Source organism: Cyanobium sp. ATX 6E8, assembly GCF_024346335.1.
GTDB lineage: Bacteria > Cyanobacteriota > Cyanobacteriia > PCC-6307 > Cyanobiaceae > Cyanobium_A.
Window position 1 is genome coordinate 37,096 of the sequence record NZ_JAGQCT010000011.1, and the last position, 21,878, is coordinate 58,973.

23 protein-coding genes and 1 tRNA gene are annotated in these 21,878 nt (G+C 67.7%); 10 read left to right on the forward strand and 14 right to left on the reverse strand.

What is annotated here, in order from left to right; all coding sequences use genetic code 11:
* Nucleotides 1–4: 4 nt before the first annotated feature.
* Nucleotides 5–286, reverse strand: a complete 282-nt coding sequence (locus KBY70_RS09960) for a hypothetical protein (RefSeq protein WP_094558983.1) — start codon at nt 284–286, stop codon at nt 5–7.
* A 100-nt stretch (nt 287–386) separates the two neighbouring features.
* Complete coding sequence (locus KBY70_RS09965) at nt 387–839, reverse strand: DUF6554 family protein (protein WP_233128383.1); 453 nt, start codon at nt 837–839, stop codon at nt 387–389.
* A 144-nt stretch (nt 840–983) separates the two neighbouring features.
* Here KBY70_RS09965 and KBY70_RS09970 point away from each other — a divergent pair, with 144 nt between their 5' ends.
* Complete coding sequence (locus KBY70_RS09970; protein ID WP_094558984.1) at nt 984–1,241, forward strand: hypothetical protein; 258 nt, start codon at nt 984–986, stop codon at nt 1,239–1,241.
* Nucleotides 1,242–1,285: 44 nt separating this feature from the next.
* Nucleotides 1,286–1,531, forward strand: coding sequence for a hypothetical protein (locus KBY70_RS14570; RefSeq protein ID WP_369802005.1), 246 nt, complete (start codon nt 1,286–1,288; stop codon nt 1,529–1,531).
* Between the two features lie 405 nt (nt 1,532–1,936).
* Here the strand turns inward: KBY70_RS14570 and KBY70_RS09975 are convergent.
* Both KBY70_RS09975 and KBY70_RS09980 read right to left on the reverse strand, forming a co-directional pair.
* Nucleotides 1,937–2,008, reverse strand: a tRNA-Gly gene (locus KBY70_RS09975).
* 60 nt (nt 2,009–2,068) lie between these two features.
* Nucleotides 2,069–3,220, reverse strand: a complete 1,152-nt coding sequence (locus KBY70_RS09980) for a pyridoxal-phosphate-dependent aminotransferase family protein (protein WP_254988394.1) — start codon at nt 3,218–3,220, stop codon at nt 2,069–2,071.
* 75 nt (nt 3,221–3,295) lie between these two features.
* Between KBY70_RS09980 and cbiD the strand changes: the two genes are divergently transcribed.
* From cbiD to mrdA, 5 genes are all read left to right on the forward strand, one after another.
* Nucleotides 3,296–4,477: a cobalt-precorrin-5B (C(1))-methyltransferase CbiD gene (gene cbiD / locus KBY70_RS09985; protein WP_254988395.1), complete on the forward strand. Its 1,182-nt coding sequence runs from the start codon at nt 3,296–3,298 to the stop codon at nt 4,475–4,477.
* 47 nt (nt 4,478–4,524) lie between these two features.
* Nucleotides 4,525–6,129 (forward strand): glutamine-hydrolyzing GMP synthase, encoded by a 1,605-nt coding sequence (gene guaA / locus KBY70_RS09990; RefSeq protein ID WP_254988439.1) that lies wholly within the window; start codon nt 4,525–4,527, stop codon nt 6,127–6,129.
* A 108-nt stretch (nt 6,130–6,237) separates the two neighbouring features.
* Nucleotides 6,238–6,819: a hypothetical protein gene (locus KBY70_RS09995; RefSeq protein ID WP_094558988.1), complete on the forward strand. Its 582-nt coding sequence runs from the start codon at nt 6,238–6,240 to the stop codon at nt 6,817–6,819.
* 50 nt (nt 6,820–6,869) lie between these two features.
* A complete protein-coding gene (locus KBY70_RS10000) occupies nt 6,870–7,253 on the forward strand; it encodes a hypothetical protein (protein WP_094558989.1) in 384 nt (127 codons plus the stop codon).
* A 2-nt stretch (nt 7,254–7,255) separates the two neighbouring features.
* Entirely contained in the window at nt 7,256–9,013 is a 1,758-nt protein-coding gene (gene mrdA, locus KBY70_RS10005; protein ID WP_254988396.1) for a penicillin-binding protein 2, read from the forward strand.
* Between the two features lies 1 nt (nt 9,014).
* Here mrdA and KBY70_RS10010 read toward each other — a convergent pair whose 3' ends face one another.
* The 3 genes from KBY70_RS10010 to KBY70_RS10020 form a co-directional block, all read right to left on the reverse strand.
* Complete coding sequence (locus tag KBY70_RS10010; protein ID WP_254988397.1) at nt 9,015–10,151, reverse strand: glycosyltransferase family 4 protein; 1,137 nt, start codon at nt 10,149–10,151, stop codon at nt 9,015–9,017.
* Between the two features lie 16 nt (nt 10,152–10,167).
* The gene (locus tag KBY70_RS10015; protein WP_254988398.1) at nt 10,168–11,361 is read right to left on the reverse strand and encodes an NAD-dependent epimerase/dehydratase family protein; all 1,194 of its coding nucleotides are present in this window, start codon (nt 11,359–11,361) and stop codon (nt 10,168–10,170) included.
* A gap of 99 nt (nt 11,362–11,460) precedes the next feature.
* The gene (locus KBY70_RS10020; protein ID WP_315859730.1) at nt 11,461–12,291 is read right to left on the reverse strand and encodes a thiazole synthase; all 831 of its coding nucleotides are present in this window, start codon (nt 12,289–12,291) and stop codon (nt 11,461–11,463) included.
* A 58-nt stretch (nt 12,292–12,349) separates the two neighbouring features.
* On the opposite strand from KBY70_RS10020, the gene KBY70_RS10025 reads away from it, so the two are divergent.
* A complete protein-coding gene (locus tag KBY70_RS10025) occupies nt 12,350–12,967 on the forward strand; it encodes a hypothetical protein (RefSeq protein WP_254988399.1) in 618 nt (205 codons plus the stop codon).
* A 19-nt stretch (nt 12,968–12,986) separates the two neighbouring features.
* Here KBY70_RS10025 and KBY70_RS10030 read toward each other — a convergent pair whose 3' ends face one another.
* Genes KBY70_RS10030 through rpmI form a run of 3 tightly spaced genes read right to left on the reverse strand, consistent with a single transcriptional unit; the run spans nt 12,987 to nt 14,147 of the window.
* A complete protein-coding gene (locus KBY70_RS10030) occupies nt 12,987–13,529 on the reverse strand; it encodes a tetratricopeptide repeat protein (protein ID WP_094558994.1) in 543 nt (180 codons plus the stop codon).
* A gap of 19 nt (nt 13,530–13,548) precedes the next feature.
* Entirely contained in the window at nt 13,549–13,896 is a 348-nt protein-coding gene (gene rplT, locus KBY70_RS10035) for a 50S ribosomal protein L20 (protein WP_094558995.1), read from the reverse strand.
* A gap of 53 nt (nt 13,897–13,949) precedes the next feature.
* Nucleotides 13,950–14,147, reverse strand: a complete 198-nt coding sequence (rpmI, locus tag KBY70_RS10040; protein ID WP_094558996.1) for a 50S ribosomal protein L35 — start codon at nt 14,145–14,147, stop codon at nt 13,950–13,952.
* 77 nt (nt 14,148–14,224) lie between these two features.
* Between rpmI and KBY70_RS10045 the strand changes: the two genes are divergently transcribed.
* Together KBY70_RS10045 and KBY70_RS10050 are read left to right on the forward strand one after the other, a co-directional pair.
* Nucleotides 14,225–15,823 carry a SpoIID/LytB domain-containing protein gene (locus KBY70_RS10045; RefSeq protein WP_254988400.1) on the forward strand — a complete coding sequence of 533 codons (1,599 nt, stop codon included), beginning with the start codon at nt 14,225–14,227 and terminating at the stop codon, nt 15,821–15,823.
* A gap of 24 nt (nt 15,824–15,847) precedes the next feature.
* A complete protein-coding gene (locus KBY70_RS10050) occupies nt 15,848–17,191 on the forward strand; it encodes a glycosyltransferase (protein WP_254988401.1) in 1,344 nt (447 codons plus the stop codon).
* A gap of 45 nt (nt 17,192–17,236) precedes the next feature.
* Here KBY70_RS10050 and KBY70_RS10055 read toward each other — a convergent pair whose 3' ends face one another.
* The 4 genes from KBY70_RS10055 to clpP all read right to left on the reverse strand — a co-directional run bounded on the left by KBY70_RS10055 (nt 17,237) and on the right by clpP (nt 21,840).
* Nucleotides 17,237–19,048, reverse strand: coding sequence for a DNA polymerase III subunit gamma/tau (locus KBY70_RS10055; RefSeq protein ID WP_254988402.1), 1,812 nt, complete (start codon nt 19,046–19,048; stop codon nt 17,237–17,239).
* 12 nt (nt 19,049–19,060) lie between these two features.
* A complete protein-coding gene (locus KBY70_RS10060) occupies nt 19,061–19,708 on the reverse strand; it encodes a lecithin retinol acyltransferase family protein (RefSeq protein WP_094558999.1) in 648 nt (215 codons plus the stop codon).
* A 26-nt stretch (nt 19,709–19,734) separates the two neighbouring features.
* A complete protein-coding gene (clpX, locus tag KBY70_RS10065; RefSeq protein ID WP_254988403.1) occupies nt 19,735–21,114 on the reverse strand; it encodes an ATP-dependent protease ATP-binding subunit ClpX in 1,380 nt (459 codons plus the stop codon).
* A gap of 78 nt (nt 21,115–21,192) precedes the next feature.
* Nucleotides 21,193–21,840: an ATP-dependent Clp endopeptidase proteolytic subunit ClpP gene (gene clpP / locus KBY70_RS10070; protein WP_254988404.1), complete on the reverse strand. Its 648-nt coding sequence runs from the start codon at nt 21,838–21,840 to the stop codon at nt 21,193–21,195.
* Between the last annotated feature and the right edge of the window lie 38 nt (nt 21,841–21,878).

Sequence of the window (21,878 nt, forward strand, 5' to 3'; positions counted from 1 at the left end):
GGTTTCAGCGGCCGGGGCGTGGTTCCCGGCAAAGCTCCTGGCGCAAGGTCAGATCGGTGCGCAGCTGGGGGTCGAGGCGGTTGGCCGGCAGCGCGCGGGCCAGGGCTGCCGCCCGGGCGATGTCGGCGCAGGCTGCCACCTCGTTGCCCGCCAGGCTGTGCAGCAAATAGCGGTCGTTCAGCGGGGCGGGGTTGGTTGGGAAGGCGGCCACCACGGCGTCGCAGCGGCGGATCTGCTCGGCCAGCTGGTCGAGCTGCACGGCCTGGAGACAGTCATCGCTGCGCACCTGCCGCTGGGGCAGGGGTTCCTCCGCACAGCCCGTGGCCAGGAGCAGCAGCCCGCTCAGGCCGGCCAGGCTGATGCGCCGCCATGGGTCATGGGCCGACCTATTGCCCGAGTCGATCGCTGCGGGTGACGCCGCTGGGGGCCGTGTTGGTGCTGGCCTCTGGCTTGGGTTCGGGCTTTGTGAACAGGTCACCGAGATACCGGCCGCAGTCGGGAAAGACACTGGGGTTCTGGACCACCGCTTCGGTGATCATCACCGCGGCGTGCTCCGGCGAGGTCTTGAACAGCTTGTCGCTCTGGCGCTTGATCACGGCATAGGCCGCATCCCAGCTCACCTGATGGTTGTTGCCGCTGTTGCGCATGAAGCAATAGATCTGGGCGCCCTTGCCACCGGGCCCGGCGTTGGCGGCAGCGGTGTTGTTTTCCGCTGTCTGGGCCCGAACGGGCAGGCCACCGAGGCCCAGTCCCGCACCACCAAGGGCGCTGATCAGGCCCACGCGGAGCAGGGCCCGGCGCAGCCGAGGACACAGCGGAGAAGACAGGCTCAGAGCCATGGCTGGGGGCAACGTCGAACAACCTGGCCCCAACGTATCGATCGGCCCGGCCTGGGTCGAGCCCTGGAGCAGCAGTCTGGTCTTGGCTTGGTCTTGGCCGTGGCGGCTGGGTGTGTTGTCATCGGTTCCTCTGCTCGTTGCACCGTGGTTTCTGAGTCCGTGTCCTTCCGCATCAGCCGCAACGCTGAAGATCTGGCCCACACCGTGCATGCCCTGTCGCAGCGGTTGGTGAAGTTGGAGCAGCGCCTGGAAGCCCTGGAGCTGCAACTGGATCGCCAGGTCGAACGGGATCCGCAGGAGATCAGCAGTCTCGACAATGTGGAGCGGTTGTTGCTCGACTGCCGCGCTCTGCTCGAGATGGCAGAGCCGGCCGAGGACGTGTCCTACGCGACGGCAGCTTGAACACGGGGGCTGGCCAGCGGTGTCACAATGGGAAGAAAGTGGACATGGCTTACCCCACTGCTTCTCATCCGGGTCCGTCTCACCTTGGCTCCCAGCACGGATCCTCCAGCCGTTTCACCCAAGCTTCTCGCCCTGGATTTCCCCCCTCGTCTGGTGAGGGAGAGCATCAGTTGGAGAAACTAGAATTTGCCCTGGCTGTGGCCCTCACCCGCGGCGATCTTCAGCGCTCCCAGGCTCTGAGAGATCAAATTGCGGCATTGGGTGGCAATCAGGAAGAGCCCGGTACGTGATGGCTGATCCCGTGGCCTGAGAGCCCATCCAGGCCACGGTTTTGGGGTTCGCCCTTCTTGGCGACAACTTTTGACAGCAGGCGTTGCGATGACAGCTATTTTTTCCGCGCCCATGCGATCGCCATCGGCAGCTCCCATTCCTGACGAGCGTCGCGGCCAGCTGAAGCAAGCCATTCGAGACAATGAGGCCCGGGCTCAGCTCGCGGCTGAACAGGGGGATCTGGCTCAGTCTGCGCGCTTCATTTTGGCGGCTTTGGACGGTGAACGCCGCATGGCATCAACGGGTCCCCAGGTGCTGCAACTGATCAAGCCCCGGAGCTGAGGTGCTTTGTTGCTTGTATCAGATTGTTGCTTGAATCCGGCGCTATTTCTAACGACTGCGAAATAAAGCTGTTTGCGAACCGAAGCGGGTGACCGGACTCGAACCGGCGACGTTCAGCTTGGGAAGCTGACATTCTACCACTGAATTACACCCGCAGAAGTGAAGTAAAGCCGTTTGGAATTTGCTTCACTTCACCAATGTACCCGGTCAGGACATCAGCCGGCCAGGGCTGCAGCGCAGGCGGCCACGCCAGCGCCTGGTGTGCCCTTGTGCAGGCCCAGATCGGCGAGGGTGGCTTCGATGGCGGCCACGGCGGTGAGCACGTCGCGATCGCACACGAAGCCCAGGTGGCCGATGCGAAACACGTGACCCTTGAGATGGTCCTGGCCGCCGGCCAGCAGGATGTCGAACTTCTCCTTCACGGCCTTGCGCAGGGCCTCGGCGTCGATGCCCTCGGGGGCCACGGCGGTGATGGCGGGGCTGCCCGTGCCCTCAGCGGCGTAGAGGGGCAGGCCGATGGCCTTCATGCCGGCCTGGGCGGCGGCGCGGTGGCGGCTGTGGCGGGCAAAGATCGCCTCCAGTCCCTCGGCCTGCATCATCTCCAGGGCCGCCTCGAGGGCGAAGTAGAGGTTGATGGCGGGCGTGAATGGGTTGCTGTCGGCTTTGGCCGATTTGCGGTACTTGCCCAGATCCAGATAGAACTTCGGCAGGTCGGAGCGCTCGTAGGCGGCCCAGGCGCGCTCGCTCATGGCCACGAAGGCCAGGCCCGGCGGCATCATGTAGCCCTTCTGGGAGCCGGATCCGATCACATCGAGGCCCCAGGCATCCATCGGCACGTTGCAGGCGCCGAGGCTGGTGACGCAGTCGGCAATCGTGAGTGCCGTGCCATGGGCCTTCACGTGCTTGGCGATGGTTTCCAGGTCGTTGATCACGCCCGTGGAGGTTTCCGAGTGGGTGAGGATCACCGCCTTGATCGCCTTGGCCGTGTCGGCCTCCAGGGCAGCGCGGAAGGCCTCGGGATCGAGGGGCTGGCCCCACTCAGCCTTGATCACCTGCACATCCAGGCCATAGGCCTGGGCCACCTTCACCCAACGCTCCCCAAACTTGCCGTTGTCGCCGCAGAGCACCGTGTCGCCCTTGCTCAGCACGTTGATGATCCCGGCTTCCATGGCGGCGGTGCCGCTGCCGGTGATCACCAGCACGTCGCTGCTGGTTTGATGCAGCCACTGCAGCTGCTCGGTGGTGCGCTTGACGATCTTCTGAAAGTCGGCGCTGCGGTGGCCGATCGGGTGGCGGCCCATCGCCTGCAGGACGGTTTCCGGCACCGGGGTTGGGCCAGGGATCATCAGGGTGAGCTTGTCCTGCATGGGTAGGGGGGCGCTGCGGCGGGCGGCGGCGGACCGCACAATCGACCACCATAAAAAACAGTGCTCCCCAGGCCCTTGGCCGAGTCGATCCAACCCCAGAACACCGCCGGGGATTTCACCGGGGGTTACACCGGGGGCTACACCGTGCCGGTGTGGCTCACGGCGGCGGCGAGGGCAGCCCTGCTGACCCTGCGCAGTGAACCCTGGGAGCGGCTCCAGCTGCTCTGGCTTAATCCCGCAGCCGCCCCTGGTGCACCTGGTAGCGAGCCCCGGCACGTGCCGGTGGAGGCGGCTGCCCCCCTGGCGGATGGCTGGGTGCTGGCCATCGCCCGCTGCGATCCCGGCCCTGGCGTGCTCGATCTCACCCGCGACCTGGCCCTGTGGGTGCTGCTGCGTTGGCAGGAGGGGCCCGGCGACTGGCTCACCTTGCGGGCCGGCGCGGGCGTGGGGGTGCTGCAGGCCAGCGGCGAGCCCTGTCTGTCGACCTATGCCCGCCAGTTGCTGGAGGTCAATCTGCGTCCCCTGCTGCCGCCGGGGCGTCGTTTGGAGCTGCAGGTGGTGATTCCCGAGGGCCGCCGTCTGGCGGAGCGCACCAGCAACGCCGCCTTCGGGGTGGTGGAGGGCCTGGCCCTGATCGGCACCCAGGCCGAGGTGCAGCGCAGTGCCGCCCCCGATCAGCTGGAGGCGGCTCTGGCGGCGCTGCGCCAGCGAGCGGCAGCTCCGCAGTTCGCTGGCGATCTGGTGCTGGTGATCGGCGAGAACGGCCTCGATCTGGCCCCGCGACTGGGCTTGCCGCCCGAGCTGGTGGTGAAGGCGGGCAACTGGCTCGGCCCGTTGTTGGTGGCCGCGGCCGAAGCGGGGGTGCGGCGGCTGTTGTTGTTTGGTTACCAGGGCAAGCTGATCAAGCTGGCCGGGGGCATCTTCCACACCCATCACCACCTGGCCGATGGCCGCGCCGAGGTGCTCACAGCTCTGGCGGCCCTGGCGGGCCTGGGCGGTGAAGCTTTGCAGGCCCTGCACGACGCCCCCACGGTGGAGGCGGCCCTGGCCGAGCTGGCCCAGCGCGATGGGCCCCGGGCCGCCCAGCTTCGCCAGAGCATTGCCGCAGCGGTGGAGCGGCGCAGCCGAAGCTATCTGGCCCGCTATGGGCAGGAGGGGATGGCGGTGGGGGCCGTGCTGTTTGACCGCTCCCGGCAGATCTGTGCCGAGGGTCCGGTGGGTCTGGATCTGCTCACCGCCCTGCGGGGTGTTGCCTGAGGGCGCCGCCTAGTGTGGTTCGAATGCCCCTGGGCCCAGCGTTGTCGATGTCTCAAACCGCGTCTCCCCGGCTCGACGCCGCCTCCCAGTCGACGCGCCATCCGGCGATTGTGATCCTGGATTTCGGCTCCCAGTATTCGGAGCTGATCGCCCGGCGGGTGCGGGAAACGGAAGTGTTTTCCCTGGTGATGGCTTACACCACCACCGCCGAGGAGCTGCGGGCGATTGCGCCGAAGGGGATCATCCTCAGCGGCGGCCCCAGTTCGGTTTACGAGGCGGGTGCGCCGGTGTGCGACCCCGGCATCTGGGAGTTGGGCATTCCGGTGCTGGGGGTTTGTTACGGCATGCAGCTGATGGTGCAGCAGCTGGGCGGCTCGGTGGTGGCCGCTGGCCGCGCCGAATACGGCAAGGCGCCGCTGCATGTGGATGATCCGGTGGATCTGCTCACCAACGTCGACGACGGCTCGACGATGTGGATGAGCCATGGCGACTCGGTGGAGCGCCTGCCGGAGGGGTTTGCGCGCCTGGCCCACACCGACAACACGCCCGAAGCGGCGGTGGCCGATCACCAGCGCCGGCTGTATGGCGTGCAGTTTCACCCCGAGGTGGTGCACTCCATCTGCGGCATGGCGATGTTGCGCAATTTCGTGTACCACATCTGTGGATGCGAAGCCGACTGGACCACTGCCGCCTTCATCGACGAAGCGGTCGCCGATGTGCGCGCCCAGGTGGGCGACAAGCGGGTGCTGTTGGCTCTTTCGGGCGGCGTCGACTCCTCCACCCTCGCCTTTTTGCTGCACAAGGCGATCGGTGATCAGCTCACCTGCATGTTCATCGACCAGGGTTTCATGCGCAAAGGCGAGCCCGAGTTTTTGGTGGAGTTCTTCGACAAGCGTTTCCACATCAACGTCGAATACATCAACGCCCGTGAGCGCTTCATCAGCAAGCTCGATGGCGTGACCGATCCGGAGGAGAAGCGCAAGCTGATCGGCACCGAGTTCATTCGCGTCTTTGAGGAGGAGAGCAAGCGCCTCGGTCCCTTCGACTACCTGGCCCAAGGCACCCTCTATCCCGATGTGATCGAGAGCGCGGGCACGGGCATCGACCCGAAAACCGGTGAGCGGGTGGCGGTGAAGATCAAGAGCCACCACAACGTGGGCGGCCTGCCCAAGGATCTGCAGTTCAAGTTGGTGGAGCCCCTGCGCAAACTGTTCAAAGACGAGGTGCGCAAGGTGGGCCGCAGCCTGGGCCTGCCTGAGGAGATCGTCGGCCGCCACCCCTTCCCGGGGCCGGGTCTGGCGATCCGCATTCTGGGCGAGGTCAACAGCGAGAAGCTCAACATCCTGCGCGATGCCGACCTGATCGTGCGTGAGGAGGTGAAGGAAGCTGGGCTCTACAACGAGATCTGGCAGGCCTTCGCCGTGCTGCTGCCGGTGCGCAGCGTGGGCGTGATGGGCGACAAGCGCACTTATGCCTTCCCGATCGTGCTGCGCTGCGTGTCGTCGGAAGACGGCATGACGGCGGATTGGTCACGCCTGCCCTACGACCTGCTGGAGACCATCTCCAACCGCATCGTCAATGAGGTGAAGGGCGTCAACCGGGTGGTGCTCGACATCACCAGCAAGCCCCCCGGCACAATCGAGTGGGAGTAGGGGGGTGGGAGTAGCCCCGGCGGTCGACGTTCGATACCATCGGCTCCCAGCCCAGCCGTCGTGACTGCCGCCTCCGCGCCCCCCAGCTCGACACCCCCGGATCCCGACATGCAGCGCCGGTTGCAGCAGGACAGCATCGTGCTGGGTGGGAAAACGGTTTACCTCAACCCCTTTCTCTACTGGCGCCGCTTCGACGCCAACACCGACCGATGGCTGCGGGAGCCCGGTCAGTTGATGGAGGATCAGATCGCCAGCAATCGGGCGCGCTTCTACCCCGAGATCGACTGGGAGTTGCTTGATGACGCCGAACGGGCTGCCAAGGATGGCGCCGTGGAGATGTTTCTCAAGAGCCTGGAGCTGATCAGCACCTTCAACCCCGAGCTCACGGCCGGCCACCTGCTTGAGGTGGAGCGCAAGATGGCGGTCACCAAGAAGAAGTCGTTTGAGCGCTGGGTGGCCCGCTCCCTGCGCCGGCGCCAGCAGGAGGAGGACAAGGCCCGGCGCCGCTTCGATCGGGAGCGCACCCTGCGGGCCTGGGGCGAGTGGCTGGCCTTGGATGTGACCCGCCAGGCCCTGGTGCCGCTGGCCTCGCTGCTGGTGATCGCCGTGGGGGCAGGCTGGTGGTGGGGCAGCCAGCAGAATTGCCGCCAGGTGATCGTCGATCCGGGCATCCAGCGCCCGGCTCCCTAACGCCGACCCGGCGCGCGTCAGACTGGAGGCCCTGTGCCTGGATCGCCGCCATGGCCACCGACCCCCTCGATGCCCTCCGGCTCACCCTCATGCAGGACGTGCTGCCCGTGGGGCTGGCCGTGGTGGAGCGGGCCCGCAAAGGCGGTGCCCAGGAGGTGATGGCGGCCTTCGATGGCCGCTCCGCCGATCCCCTCGGCACGTTGCGCCAGGAAGGGGAGCCCGCCGCCAGCGAGCTGCGCCAGGGGCTGGATCGTGTGCGGCCCGGCCTGGGCAATCCCGTGATGAAGGTGGAGGTGCACGATGTCGCTGCCGAAACGGCTGATCCCCAGGACGCCCTGGAGCTGCAGCACGGGTTGGCCCGCATTGCCGAGCGGTTGGAGCAGCTGGAGCAGCGGCTCGGCAGCCCAGAGCGTTTGGCCGCCGGCAGCAACTGAGCATGGCGTTTGGTCCGGCAGCGTCGCGCCACACCGGCATGGGCCGTCAACCGGCCGTGTTGCTGGTGGTGGTGGTGCTGTTCAGCAGCGCCATGGTGGCGCGCCTGGCCTGGCTGCAGCTGGCCCACGGCGCTGAGAACCGCGCCCGGGCTGATGAAAACCGGATCCGGTTGATGCCCCGCAATCCGATCCGGGGCCGGCTGTTGGATCGCCATGGCCAGGTGCTGGCCACCAGTCGCCTCACCTACAACCTCTACATCCAGCCCCGGGAGGTGGGCGATGCCCAGTGGCCGGCCCTGCGGGAGCGGCTGGCGGCGGTGATCGGCGTTGCGCCGTCCCAGCTGGAGGAGCGGCGCCGCAGCGGCGCCAATGCGGAAGGGTTTCGCATCCCCCTGGCCAGTGGCCTCAAGCCCGAGCAGGTGCTGCGCTTCCGCGAGCAGGCCAACGGGCTGACGGGCGCCGAGGTGGATGTGGACATCCTGCGCAGCTATCCCCATGGCCGGCTGGCGGCCCACGTGCTGGGTTACACCAGCGGCATCACGGAGGAGGAATACGACCAGCTACAGGTCAAGGGCTACCGGATCCGCGATCGGGTCGGCCGCAGTGGGATGGAGAAGCAGTTTGAACGCCACCTGCGCGGCGAGTGGGGTGGCCAGCAGGTGGAGGTGAATGCGGCGGGCCAGGTGCAGCGGATCCTGGGGGAGAAGCCCGCCCGGGCCGGCAAGGACCTGCGCCTCACCCTCGATCTGGCCTTGCAGCAAGCGGCGGAGCGGGCCCTCGATGGGGTGCGCAAGGGGGCGATCGTGGCGCTCGACCCCCAGACCGGGGCGATCCGGGCCCTGGCCAGCCGCCCCAGCTTCGATCCCAACGTCTTTTCCCCCGCTCCCAGCTCCAGCCAGTGGGCCAAGCTCAACGCCCCGGATTCGCCCCTGCTCAACCGCGCCTTCCAGGGCTTCCCCCCCGCCAGCACCTTCAAGATCGTCACCTCCGTGGCGGGGCTGGAATCGGGCCGCTATGCGGCCGATTCCAAGGTGATGACGATGAATTCGTTCTGCTACGCCGGCCTCTGCTACGGCGACCATGGCGCCCATGGGGCCATCGGCTTTCCCTTCGCCCTAGCGGTGAGCAGCAACACCTTCTATTACCAAGTGGGGCTGAAAGTCGGCCCCGATGAGCTGTTTAAGGCGGCGCGTCGCATGGGCTACGGCCGGGTCACCGGCGTGGAGCTGGTGGAGGAGGAGACCCCAGGGCTGCTGGGTGATCAGGCCTGGAAACGGGAGGTGCTGGGTGAGGGCTGGACGCCGGTCGACACCATCACCTCGGCGATTGGCCAGGGGGCCCTGCAGGTGACCCCGATCCAGATGGCCCGGCTCTACGCCGCGGTGGCCAATGGCGGCTGGCTGGTGACGCCCCACTTGGTGGAGCGCCCCGCCGAACGCACCTGGATCGGCCTCAAGCCAGCCACCCTTCAGGTGCTGCGCGATGGGTTGCGCCAGGTGGTGACCAACGGCACCGCCACCATGCTCAACGATCCCAGCCTGCCGCCGGTGGCGGGCAAGACCGGCACCGGCGAGGATCCACCCCGGCCCGACCATGCCTGGTTCGGCGGCTATGCGCCGGCCGACAAACCCACCTTGGTGATCATTGCCTTTGGAGAAAATTCCGGCGGCTATGGCGGCACCGTGGCGGTGCCGATGGTGAAGGCCCTGATGACGACCTGGTTCCGAGGCAGCCTGCCCAGCGCGGCCGCCCGAACCTGATTCAGGCCACCAGCTGCAGTTTCGGCTGCTCCAGCAGCGTGCGGTAGTAGCCGCGCAGCTGTTCGGTGGCGCCGGCCCAACCCCAGCGCTCGGCTTCCTCGCGGGCGTTCTGGCGCAATTGGGCCCGCTGGCTCGCATCCCCGAGCAGGCGTTCCACGGCCGCGGCCAGGCTGCCCTCCTGGTTGGGCTCGTACAGACAGCCGTTCACCCCGTCGCTAACGATGTCGGGAATGCCGCCCCGGTTGGCGCCCACCACCGGGCAGCCTGCAGCCATGGCTTCGAGCAGCACCAGCCCCAGGGTTTCGGTGCTCGACGGGAACAGGAAGGCATCACCGCTGGCGTAGGCGGCCGCCAGATCTTGGCCGGCCAGGTAGCCGACGAAATGGGTGGGGGTGCCGGCAAAGATCTTTTCCAGTTGCTGGCGGTAGGGGCCGTCGCCCACCAGGGCCAGGCGCGCATCGGGCATGGCGTCGAGCACCGGCCGGATCCGCTCGATCTGCTTCTCGGCCGAGAGGCGGCCGATGTAGAGCAGCAGCTTGCCCGTGTCGCGCTGGCCGTTGAGCAGCCGTGCCCGCATGGCGTCGGAGCGCAGCGAGGGCTGGAACAGCTCGGTGTCGACACCGCGTTGCCACAGGTCGGTGTGCTGGATGCCCTTCTCGCTTAGTTCCTGCACCATCGCTGTGGAGGTGCAGAGGTTGAGGCGGGCCTGGTTGTGGGCGGCCTTGAGCAGCTCCCACAGCAGGGGCTCCAGCATGCCCATGCCGTAGTGCTCGAGGTACTTCGGCAGGTGGGTGTGATAGCTGGCCACCAGGGGGTAGGCCTTGGTTTTCGCCAGCCAGATGCCGCCCAGGCCCAGCACCGCCGGGTTCACCACGTGCACAAGGTCGGGCTGGAAGCGATCGAGGGCTTCGGCCACCGCTGGCCGCGGCAGGGCCAGTTTCAGCTCGGGGTAGAGGGGCAGGGGCATGGCCGGCACCCCCACCACCTGGGCTCCCATGTAGGTCTCGGGGGCGCCTTCCGGGCAGAAGATCAGCACCTCATCGCCAGCCGCCACCAGATGCTGCACCGTCTTGGTGAGGCGCGTGACGATGCCGTCCACCTTGGGCAGGAAGGTCTCGGTGAAAAAGGCGATCTTCAAGGGTGGGGGGCCGGCGTCAGACCGTTTGGATGGCCTGGGCCTGGGTGCGGGTCCAGGCGGACTGGCAGGGGATGCGGCTGCGGTCGCAGCGGTCGGCCCAGCGGCGGGCCACATCCACCACCTCCGCCAGCAGGCCGTCGTCGAGGGTGGTGGGGTTGAGGCCCAGCTCGATGAAGCAGCGGTTGTCGACGATCAGGTCGTTTTCGACGGCCTCATTGCGGGGGTTGGGCAGGTAGTTGAGCTCGGCACCCGTCAGGGCGGCCACCTTGCGGGCCAGTTCACCCACCTGGTGGCTCTCGGTCATCTGGTTGAAGATCTTGACCCGTTCGCCCCGGGCTGGCGGGTTCTCCAGCGCCAGCTGCACGCACTTCACCGAGTCGCGGATGTGGATGAAGGCGCGGGTCTGGCCGCCGGTGCCATGCACCGTGAGCGGGTAGCCGATGGCTGCCTGCATCAGGAAGCGGTTGAGCACGGTGCCGTAGTCACCGTCGTAGTCGAAGCGGTTGGTGAGGCGCGGATCCCGCTCGGTGGCTTCGGTGTTGGTGCCCCAGACGATCCCCTGGTGCAGGTCGGTGATGCGGATCTGGTCGTTTTTGTTGTAGTAGAGGAAGAGCAGCTGATCCAGCGTCTTGGTCATGTGATAGACGCTGCCCGGGCTGGCCGGGTGCAGGATCTCCTCCTCGAAGCGGCTGCCGTCGGGCTGGGGCACCTCCACCTTGAGATAGCCCTCGGGGATGGTGGCGCCGCGGTGGGAGCCGTAGCCGTACACGCCCATCGTGCCCAGGTGCACGATGTGGATGTCGAGGCCGCTCTCCACAATGGCGGCCAGCAGGTTGTGGGTGCCGTTGACGTTGTTGTCGACGGTATAGCGCTTGGTGGCGCTGCTCTTCATCGAGTAGGGCGCGGCCCGCTGTTCGGCGAAGTGCACCACTGAGTCGGGGCGCTCGGCCACCAGCAGATCCACCAGCCGCTGGTACTCATGGGCCAGGTCGAGGTGCACGAAGCGCATCGACTTGCCGCCCACCTGCTCCCAGGCCCTGAGGCGGTCGCCCATGGTGGCGATTGGGGTGAGCGAGTCGACCTCCAGGTCGACGTCGATCTTGCGGCGGCTGAGGTTGTCGATGATCACCACCTCGTGGCCCGCGTCGGCGAGGTTCACCGCGCAGGGCCAACCACAGAAGCCGTCGCCACCGAGAACGAAGACCTTCATCCCAACCCCCATTCCGACCTCATTCCGAAAAACCCCAGACCCCTGCAGGACGAGCGGATGCTCTGCCTCGCAAGCTACTACAGGCGTTCGGCAGGGAGCTCAGCTGCCCACCCGACCGGCGCTGGGGGAACTGGAGCTGGCCTGGCCCCGGACCGGCAGCCGGCCGGCGTGGAAGGCCGTGCGACCAGCTTCCGTCGCCAGGGCCATGGCGCGGGCCATGCCAGGGGGATCGCCCGCCAGGGCGATGGCGCTGTTGATCAGCAGGGCGTCGGCCCCCATTTCCATGGCTTGGGCGGCCTCACTGGGCACACCGATGCCCGCGTCCACCACCACCGGCACCGTGGCGTTTTCGATGATCAGGGCGATGTTGGCGGCGTTGCGGATCCCCTGGCCCGAGCCGATCGGTGAGCCCAGCGGCATCACCGTGGCGCAGCCCGCCTCCTCCAGCCGCTTGGCCAACAGCGGATCGGCATTGATGTAGGGCAGCACGGTGAAGCCTTCCTTCACCAGTTGCTCGGCCGCCTCAAGGGTGCCGAAGGGGTCGGGCAGCAGATGCTTCGTGTCGGGGATTACTTCCAGCTTCACAAACGTGTTGTCTTCCTGGCCGGCCAACTTGGCCAGTTCCCGCCCCAGGCGGGCCACGCGGATCGCTTCCTCGGCAGTGGCACAGCCGGCGGTGTTGGGCAGCATCCAGATCCGCGTCCAGTCGATGGCGTCCATCAGGCCTTCATGGCCGGCGGCCTGGCTTTGCACACGCCGCACCGCCACGGTGACGATCTCGCAGGCGCTGGCGGCCAGGCTGGCTTGCATGGCCTGCAGGCTTGGGTACTTGCCGGTGCCGGTCATCAGGCGGCTGCGGAAGCGGCGACCGCCGATCACGAGCGGATCCCGGTCGGTGTGCGGATCGCTTGGACGGACGGGGGTGACCACGGAGCAGGCCCAGATCTCGGCAACGGTCCTAGCCTCCCATCAGTTGGTAACCCTTGTCGTGTCCATCGCCGTGCTTCGGGCCGCCTGGCCGTTGGCTGCTCTGCCCCTGGCTGTTCTGCCCCTGGCGGCGTCTGCCGCGATGGCCGCCACCCCCCTGGCCAGCGACGCATTTGTGCCGTTCACGCCCCCTGTTGCGTCAATTCTGGGCGGTGAGTCGCTCAGCGGCCTCGGTGGCGCCGAAACCTTTGATCCTGTGGCCAGAGCTCAGCTTTTGGCGCGGGAGATGCCGCTCAACTGGAGCGGGCGCTATCAGTCGTTTGGCCAGTCCCAGGCCGTCAACGCCGAGCTGCGGTTGGCCAGTGTTGTGCCGATGGGCCAGATGATTGACCTACGCGGTGAGCTCACGCTGGGCGGGGTCACCACGCCGGTGCAGGGCAATCTCAATGCGGAGTCGGACCAGCTCGATTTATTGATGCTCTGCCAGTGCGAGGTGGCAGGTCTCGAGCCCGGCGGGGTGTTCACGGGCTTGCAGGGGCTGCAGCTGTCCGGTTGGCAGGCCCCTCGGCTCACCAACCCAGGCGGGCGTCTGGATCTGCGCCCGGTGAGCTCCACTAATGCAGGCAGCTCAGGCGGGATGGGCAGTGCTTCTGGTGCAGCGGTGCGCGGACTCTGGTGAGCGCAGGGGATTGGCCGGTTCAGGCGGCTTGGTTGAGGCCAGCCTTGCGCTCGAGCAGCTTCAAGCGTTTGCGCGCTGTTTTGTTGCTGGCATCCAGGGCGATCACCTGCTCGTAGGTGGCCCGGGCTTCTTCAAGCTTGAGCTGCTTTTCGAGGGCGTAAGCCAAATTGTTGAGCGCCACGGGATAGGCCGGCTTGGCCTCCAGGGCCAGGCGGTAGTGGCGAAGGGCGCCCTTGTAGTTGTTTTGGGCAGCTAACGCAAAACCCAGGGCGTTTTGGATCACGGCCTGGGCTTCGGGAGGTTCCTTGGAGGCTTCAGCCTTTTTCAAGGCCTGTTTCAGAGACTCTGCCGCCTGACCGTAGAGCCGCTTGCGCAGTTGGACGGAGCCGAGTTCGTAGAGCGTTGCTGCATCGGAGGGCTTGGCTGCATCCTTCTGTTCCAGCTTGGCGAGGGTGACCTCATCGGCCCGCACCCGCCAGATCTGACGGGCCACCACCACAGCGGCGACCCCGAGGAGAACAATCAGCCCAATCAGGTAGGCCTGCGGCAGGAGGGCGTCCAAGGAGACCTACGGGTGAAACTCAGTTGTTGGCGGCACCCACCACGCTGGTGAAGCTGGCCGGATCGACCACGGCGAGCTGGGCCAGCATCTTGCGGTTGATGCGCACGTCAGCCTTTTTCAGACCCCCCATCAGGCGGCTGTAGCTGAGGCCGTTGAGGCGGGCGGCGGCGTTGATGCGGGCAATCCACAGACGGCGGAAGTCGCGCTTGCGGCGGCGACGGTCGCGGTAGGCGTTGCACAGCGCCTTCATCACCCGCTGGTTGGCGGTGCGGAAGAGGGAGCCGTTGCCGCCGCGGAAGCCGCGGGCGAGGCGAAGGATCTTGTTACGGCGTTTGCGGGCAACGTTGCCCCTCTTGACGCGAGCCATGGCAGGAAATCAGAAAAAATAAAAACTTGAAGATGCGGCGGCAGGCCTGCAGGTCAGGCGTAGGGGAGCATGGCGCTCACGTTGTCCGCATCGCGCTCGTCAACCACTGCCATGGTGCCCAGGTAGCGCTTGCGCTTGGGGCTCTTGTGGTCGAGCAGGTGGCTGCGGAAAGCCCGACGACGCAGGAACTTGCCGCTGCCGGTGGCCTTGAACCGCTTGGCGGCTGCTTTGCGGGTCTTGAGCTTCGGCATGTCTCGCGTCGCGGCGGGCACAGACAACCAGAGTACGACGTGGCAGTGCCTTCCACCAAGACCCCCGACCCACCGCGATGCCCTCCTCCCGGATCTCCCCGCCCCAATTGCTGATGCCGGCGGCGGTCTGGATGGGTTCGCTGCTGCTGGCCGGGGGCTGTCGGGCGGCGGTGCCTCCGGTCCCTTCGGCGGTGGTGCCCCCCTCTGCTCTGCATTGGCCCGTACCGCCGCCGCCGGCGGTGGCCGCTGCCTCACCCGTGCTCTGGGTGGCCCTGGCGGCCCATCTGCGCCCGCCGGCTCCCCTGGAGCTGCGCAGTGCCGCCGGCAACCTCACCCTGCAAACCGCCAGCGGCCAGCGGTTTCAGGCGCCCCAGCTGCAGTTGCACTGGCGCAGCGAGCCCCTGGCCGATCCCCTCACCTTGCGGCGCCAGGTGTGGGGCCCCTTCGCCAGTCATGAAAGTGCCCAGGAGGCCGCAGCCCGCTGGCGCCAGGCCGGGGCCAGCCCGGTGATCGCCCATCCGGGGGAGTGGGAGGTGTGGGCCGCCGCCGATGCGCCGGTGCCTGCGGGGGTGACCGTGCGGCGGCTGGAGCAGCTGCAGCGCCAGCGCCTCGTGTTGGAGCTGCGGCGCTCCGATGGCCCGCTGCTGCTGGAGGGTCCGCTGCGACTCGAGGCGCCGGGGGGCCTGCGCTGGCAGGGGGGCGTGTTTGCCGGCCCGTTCCGGCTGCAGAGCGATGCCTACGGCAGCTGGACGCTGGTGGAGGAGGTGCCCCTGGAGCGCTATCTGCTCGGCGTGGTGCCCCACGAGATCGGGGCCGGTGCTCCCCCGGCCGCCTTGGCAGCCCAGGCGGTGCTCGCCCGCACCTGGGCCGTGCGCAACCAGGAGCGGTTTGCGGTGGATGGCTACCACCTCTGCGCCGACACCCAGTGCCAGGTGTATGCGGATCCGCGCCAGGCCGGTGCGGCGGTGCGCCAGGCGATCGGCGCCACCCGTCACCAGGTGTTGGCCTGGCAAGGCGCCCCGATTCATGCGGTGTATCACGCCACCAACGGCGGCATTGCGGCTGGGTTTGAGGAGGTGTGGAGCGGCGACGCGCTGCCCTACCTGCGGCCGCGGGTGGATGCTTCGCCTGCTGTGCAGGCTCGCGTCGCCCTGCCCCTGGAGCCGGCCCGGGTGCCGGCGGCCCTAGCTGCCACCGCCCGGGCCTACGGCTTCGACCATCCCCGCTTCCGTTGGAGCCGCAGCCTCGATGCCGCCCAGATCCAGCAGGCACTCAGCCGTGCCGCCCTGCCACTGGCTGCCCCCACCCGTGTGGCGGTGCTGCAGCGGGGCCCCAGCGGCCGGGTGCTGGCCTTGGAGATCGAGGCGAAGGGCTCGGCAGGTGCCCCGCAGCGCCAGGTGCTGCGCCGCGATGCCATCCGCCGCACCCTGCGGCAGTTGCCCAGCACGTTGTTTGTGGTGCGGCCTGATGGTTTGGGGCGCTGGCGCTTTGAGGGCGGTGGTTTTGGCCATGGCGCCGGTTTGTCGCAGGCCGGTGCCATCGATCTGGCCCGGCGTGGCTGGAGCCTGGCGCGGATTCTCGAGCACTACTACCCGGGCACCAGTCTGCAGCCCTTGGGCGCCTTGCCAGGTGCGAACCCCACGGGGCCCAACAGCCCTGCCGCAAGCTCCCCTTAGAGTTTGGCCACTTCCGGGATCGCCATGGCTGCGGGTGACCGTTCCACCGATCACCGTCGTGGCAAGTCCGCCCTCTTCCTGATCGGTTGTGGCTGGGCGGGCCTGTCCCCCCACTGGCTGGCCGAATCGCTGCGCCTGATTCCCGCCCTCAGCCTGGCGCTGCTGCTGGGCAGCTACAGCTTGCGCACCGTGTTGCTGCAGGCTTTCAGACCCGCGTCTCCCCCTTCCATAGACCCCTCCCATCCGCCTGAGTCGCTGCCGGCGGTGGATGTGGTGGTGGCCGCCCGCGACGAGCAGGCCGTGATCGGCCGGCTGGTGGAGCGCATCGCCCAGCTGCGCTACCCGGAGGGCCAACTGCGGCTCTGGGTGATCGACGACGCCAGCCGCGACCGCACCCCTCAGGTGTTAGCGGAGCTGCAGGAGCGCCATCCTTTTCTGCAGGTGCTGCGCCGGGAGCCCGATGCCGGCGGTGGCAAATCCGGCGCCCTCAACCTCGTGCTTCAGCAGCTGCAGGGGCGCTGGATGTTTGTGCTCGATGCCGATGCCGATCTCCAGAGCGACACCCTGGAGCAGCTCATCCCCTACGCCGAGGCGGGTGGCTGGTCGGCGGTGCAGCTGCGCAAGGCGGAGGTGAATGCCAACGCCAACTGGCTCACCCGGGCCCAGGCCATGGAGATGGCCCTGGATGCGGTGATCCAGCAGGGCCGACTGGCGGTGGGCGGTGTGGCGGAGCTGCGGGGCAACGGCCAGTTGCTGCGCCGCGATGCCCTGCTCAGCAGCGGTGGCTTCAACGAGGCCACGGTCACCGACGATCTCGACCTCAGTTTCCGGTTGCTGCTTGATGGTCAGCCGATCGGGATCCTGTGGGACCCGCCGGTGCAGGAGGAGGCCGTGCTCAGCCTGGCGGCCCTGTGGCGCCAGCGTCAGCGCTGGGCTGAAGGCGGCCTGCAGCGCTTCTTCGACTACGGGCCGGGCCTGCTCTCGGATCGGCTTAACGGCACTCAGAAACTCGATCTGGCCTGCTTTTTCCTGCTTCAGTACGTCTTGCCCGTGGTGGCGATCGCCGATCTGCTCGGCGCCGTGCTCACCCGCACCCCGCCGACGATCTGGCCCCTCTCATTTGTGGCCTTTGGTCTCTCGGGCGGCGCGATCCTGGCGGGCTGCCGCCGTCCCAGCGAAGGCCCGGCGCTGCCGGCGATGAATCCCTGGAACCTGGCCCTGGGCATCGCCTACCTGGCCCACTGGTTTGTGGTGATTCCCTGGACCAGCCTGCGCATGGCGCTGTTGCCCAAGACCCTGGTGTGGGTCAAAACCATGCACCTCGGCGAAGACGAGGACACCCCGATCGAGGATCCGGCCACCGCCTGAGCCAGGGGGACCGTTTAAGCCCTGGCTGGTTCAGACCGCCGTGGTTCAGGCCGCCGCTTCGTTGGAGGGAATGCCGTCGAGCGGGCCATCGAGTTCGATCACCTCGCCGTTGAAGAACTCGGCCAGCCGCCTCGCCTTTTCATCGAGGGGGGCGGCCGGAGCTGGAGCTGGAGCGGGGGTTGGAGCAGGCGTTGGAATCGCAGCCGCAGCCGGCTGGGCCATTGGGGTCTGGGCCACCGGCGCTGAGGGACTCATGGCCGCGGGAGTCGGGGTTGGGGCTGGGGCAGGAGTTGCGGCAGGAGCTGGGGGCGCAATCACCCGGGTGACCGCTGGCGCTGGGGCGGCGCTGGGGGGGGGCGTGTGTTCGCCCCCGCCTTCCAAAACCAGCTGCCGCGGGCTGCCCAGGGCCTTGGCCACGGCGGCCTCCAACAGGGAGGCGCGGCTCTGCACCATGGCCATCCAGTTGCCGGCCACCTGCACCACCGCCCGGCGCTCGTCAAGGCGCACCAGCTGGGCCTGCTGGGACAGCAGCATGCGGGTGGAAGGCAGCTCCAGCCCAGCCAGGATCTGTTGCCACAGCTCTGGCAGGTTGGTGGCGTTTTCGGCGGCCGGAGCGACTGCTGGTGCGGCTGCTGGTGGTGCCGGGGTGGCCGGCAGGGGGGCGGCCGCGGCCACGGGAACCGGAATTGGAGCTGGGGCGGGTGCGGGGGTTGATGCAGGCGCGGAGACTGGTGCGGCCACCGGAGCCGCTGTGGCTGTGGCAACCGGTTCGGCCAGCAGGCCTAGCAGCAGCACCTCCAGCCACAGGCGCGGGTTGACGCTGTGGCGCAGCTGCTGCTCGCTGCCTTTGAGCTGGGCCTGCCACTGCAGCAGGCGCGCCTTGCCGATGGAGCGGGCTAGATCGGGCAGCTCGGTGCGGAACTGGGGCGACACGCTGGTGAGCTCGAGCCGGTCGGGGGCGGTGCCGGCTAGCACCAGATCGCGCAGCAGACTGACCAACCCCTGCAGCACCGCGGCGGGCTCCCGGCCCCGCTCCAGCAGCTCCCGGCTGCTCTCCAGCAGGGCGAGGGGTTCGGCGCCAGCCAGGGCCCGGGCCAGCGCCAGCAGCTCCTGCTCTGGCACTGCCCCCAGCAGCTCCCACACCGCCATGGCCTCGATCGGCGCCGGCAGCAGGCTGAGCTGATCAAGCAGGCTCTCGGCGTCGCGCAGGCCCCCCTGGGCCCGCTGGGCCACCACGTGCAGGGCTTCGGGGGTAATGCCGATCGACTCCTGCTCGGCGATCCAGCCCAGGTGCTGCTCCAGAGCCTGCAGGGGGATGCGGCGGAAATCGAAGCGCTGGCAACGGCTGAGGATCGTGGGCAGCACCCGCTGGGGGTCGGTGGTGGCCAGCACGAACACCACCCGCGGTGGCGGCTCTTCGAGGGTTTTGAGCAGGGCGTTGAAGGCGGCGGTGGAGAGCATGTGGCACTCGTCCACCACGTACACCTTCCAGCGGGCCTGCACCGGTGCGAAGCGGGAGCGCTCGATCAGCTCGCGGATGTTGTCGACGCCGGTGTTGGAGGCGGCGTCGATCTCGATCACATCGAGGGCATTGCCGGCGGCGATGGAGGTGCACAGCTCGCACACACCGCAGGGATTAGGCGTGGGCCCATCGCTGCCGATGCAGTTGAGCGAGCGGGCCAGGATGCGGGCGCTGGAGGTTTTGCCGGTGCCGCGCGGGCCGCAGAACAGGTAGGCCGGGGCGATTCGGCCGGTGCGCAGGGCGTTGCCCAGGGTGGCGGCGATCGCCTCCTGACCCACCAGCTGGTCGAAGCGCTGGGGCCGGTACTTGTGGTGGAGGGGCTGGTAGCTGGACATCGCCGCTTGAGGTTACTGGTCCTGTCCCGGTTCGAACTGACGCCGCAGCCGCTCTTCCAGCTCCTCCACCTCCGTGAGCCGGTCGGCCAGGTTCTGGGCGGCCAGCCGCAGGCTTTCGAAGCGATCCTGGCCCCAGCGCGCCTCGGCCCGGCTCAGCTCCTCCTCCAGCTTCTGCTGCAGGCTCAGGCGCAGCTGGTCGAGTTGGGCCAGGCTGCGGCGGGCCAGCTCCTTGCCCTGCTCGAATTGGATGTTCTGGCGCAGCAGCAGCCGGGCGCCGGTGAGCACAGCAGCTGGCATCCATTGGCCGAGGGCCAGGGCCCCGAGGCTGCCGGTGCGCAGCCAGTCTTCGACCTGGGCGCTGCGGTGGCGGCCGGTTTTGCACCAGTGGGCGAAGTGTTCGCAGTTGTTGAACAGCAGGTTGTAGTTCTGCTCGCCCAGCCGGCCCATGGCCCGCCGCAGGGTCACTCCGGCCGGTGAGCAGGTGCCTGCGGCGTAGGGCACCGCCGCCATCGGTTCGCCGCGGCTGAACTCCGCCACCGGGCTGCGCAGAATTTCGCGCCCCTCCAGGTAGTGGGCCACGCTGCCGTCGCCCAGGTCGATGCCGTGGTGCAAGAACAGGCCGTGCTGGCGCGGCACCTGCAGGTGGTCGGCGGCGGACATCGGTGCAGGGGCAGCGGGGCCCGGCCTCAGGCGCTGGCCTGTTGGGCTTCGTCGAGGTTGCCGGCGCCCAGCGGCACCACCTTGCCCTTGCTTCGCTGCTCCACCAGCTCCCGGGTCACGGTGAAGGCCTTGACGTCCTTGCGGGAGGGCAGGTCGTACATCAGATCGAGCATCAGCTCCTCCACGATGCCCCGCAGGGCCCGGGCGCCGGTCTTGCGGCGGTGGGCCTCGATGGCGATGGCTTCGACGGCCCCCGGTTCGAACTCCAGTGCGACGTTGTCCATGCTCAGCAGCGTCTGGAACTGCTTGACCAGGGCGTCGCGAGGTTCGGTGAGGATGGCCTCCAGGGCGGGCGTGTCGAGGGGTTCGAGCACCGCGCTCACCGGCAGGCGCCCGATGAATTCGGGAATCAGGCCGTAGCGCACCAGGTCTTCGGGTTCGAGGTGGCGCAATACCTCCGCCGCATGGCGATCCTTGCCGCTGCGGGGCCGGCTGCTGCCATCGGCGTTGATGAAGCCGATGGCGTTGCGGCCCATTCGCTTCTGCACCACATCTTCGAGGCCCACAAAGGCGCCGCCGCAGATGAACAGGATCTGGCTGGTGTCGATCTGGATGCAGTCTTGATAGGGATGTTTGCGTCCACCCTGGGGCGGCACGTTGGCCACGGTGCCCTCCAGCATCTTCAGCAGCGCCTGCTGCACTCCCTCGCCGGACACATCGCGGGTGATCGAGGGGTTTTCGCTCTTGCGGGCGATCTTGTCGATCTCGTCGATGTAGATGATGCCGCGCTGGGCCTGCTCCACATCCAGATCGGCCTTCTGCAGCAGGCGCAGCAGGATGTTTTCCACGTCTTCGCCGACGTAGCCCGCCTCGGTGAGGGTGGTGGCGTCGGCCACCGCAAAGGGCACGTCGAGCATGTCGGCCAGGGTTTGGGCCAGCAGGGTCTTGCCGCAGCCGGTGGGGCCGATCAGCAGGATGTTGCTCTTGTGCAGGCGCGTGGCTGTCTGGTCGGTTTCACCCTTGCCATCGCCCTGCCAGGCCAGACGCTTGTAGTGGTTGTACACCGCCACGGACAGGTTTTTCTTGGCTTCTTCCTGACCCACCACCTGGCGGTCGAGGAAGGCCTTGATCTCCTGGGGCTTGGGCACCTCCGCCAGGGTGGGGGCAGGCTTGGACGTTTTCTTGGTAGGCGCCTTGCTGCGGCTGGTGTCCGGGGTATGGCGCCCGCCACTGCCACTGCCACCGCTGCTGCTCTGGCCGTCCACCAGTTCCTCATCCAGGATCTCGTTGCAGAGATCGATGCATTCATCGCAGATGTAAACGCCTGGACCAGCGATCAGCTTGCGCACCTGTTCCTGCGACTTGCCGCAGAACGAGCACTTCAGGTGGGCGTCGAACTTGGCCATTCGGGGCGGCGACGGGCGGGCAGAGGGCCTGGATCCAGGATCGACGGGAAATGACGGTTCGTCAGCCGACCTTAAGGATCAAACCGGGCCGGAGTCGGTCACAACCCGATCGATGAGGCCGTATTCAACCGCTTCCGCCGGTGAAAGGAAGTAGTCGCGGTCGGTGTCTTCGGTGATCCTTTCGAGCGGTTGGCCGGTGTGCTCGGCCATCAGCCCGTTGAGGGTGTCTTTGAGGAACAGGATTTCCTTGGCCTGGATTTCAATGTCGACGGCCTGGCCCTGGGCGCCGCCGAGGGGCTGGTGAATCATGATCCGGGCGTTGGGCAGGGCGAGTCGCTTGCCCTTGGTGCCACCCGAGAGCAGGAAGGCGCCCATCGAGGCCGCCAGGCCGTAGCAGATGGTCACCACGTCGGGAGCCACCTGCTGCATGGTGTCGTAGATCGCTAGGCCGGCTGTCACCGAGCCCCCGGGCGAATTCACGTAGATCTGGATGTCCTTTTCCGGATCTTCGGCTTCCAGAAACAGCAGCTGGGCCACCAGCGAGTCGGCCACCTGGTCGTCGATGCCGGTGCCCAGGAAGATGATCCGCTCGCGCAGCAGGCGCGAGTAGATGTCGAAGGCGCGATCGCCCTTGCCCGACTGCTCCACCACCGTGGGCAGCACCCCGGGGGAGCCGCTGGGGCTCCAGCTGCTGTGGATGGGATGGCGGATGGTGGCGTCGATCACGCGCGGGGGAGGGCTCGTGGTTGCAATCTATGGGCTTT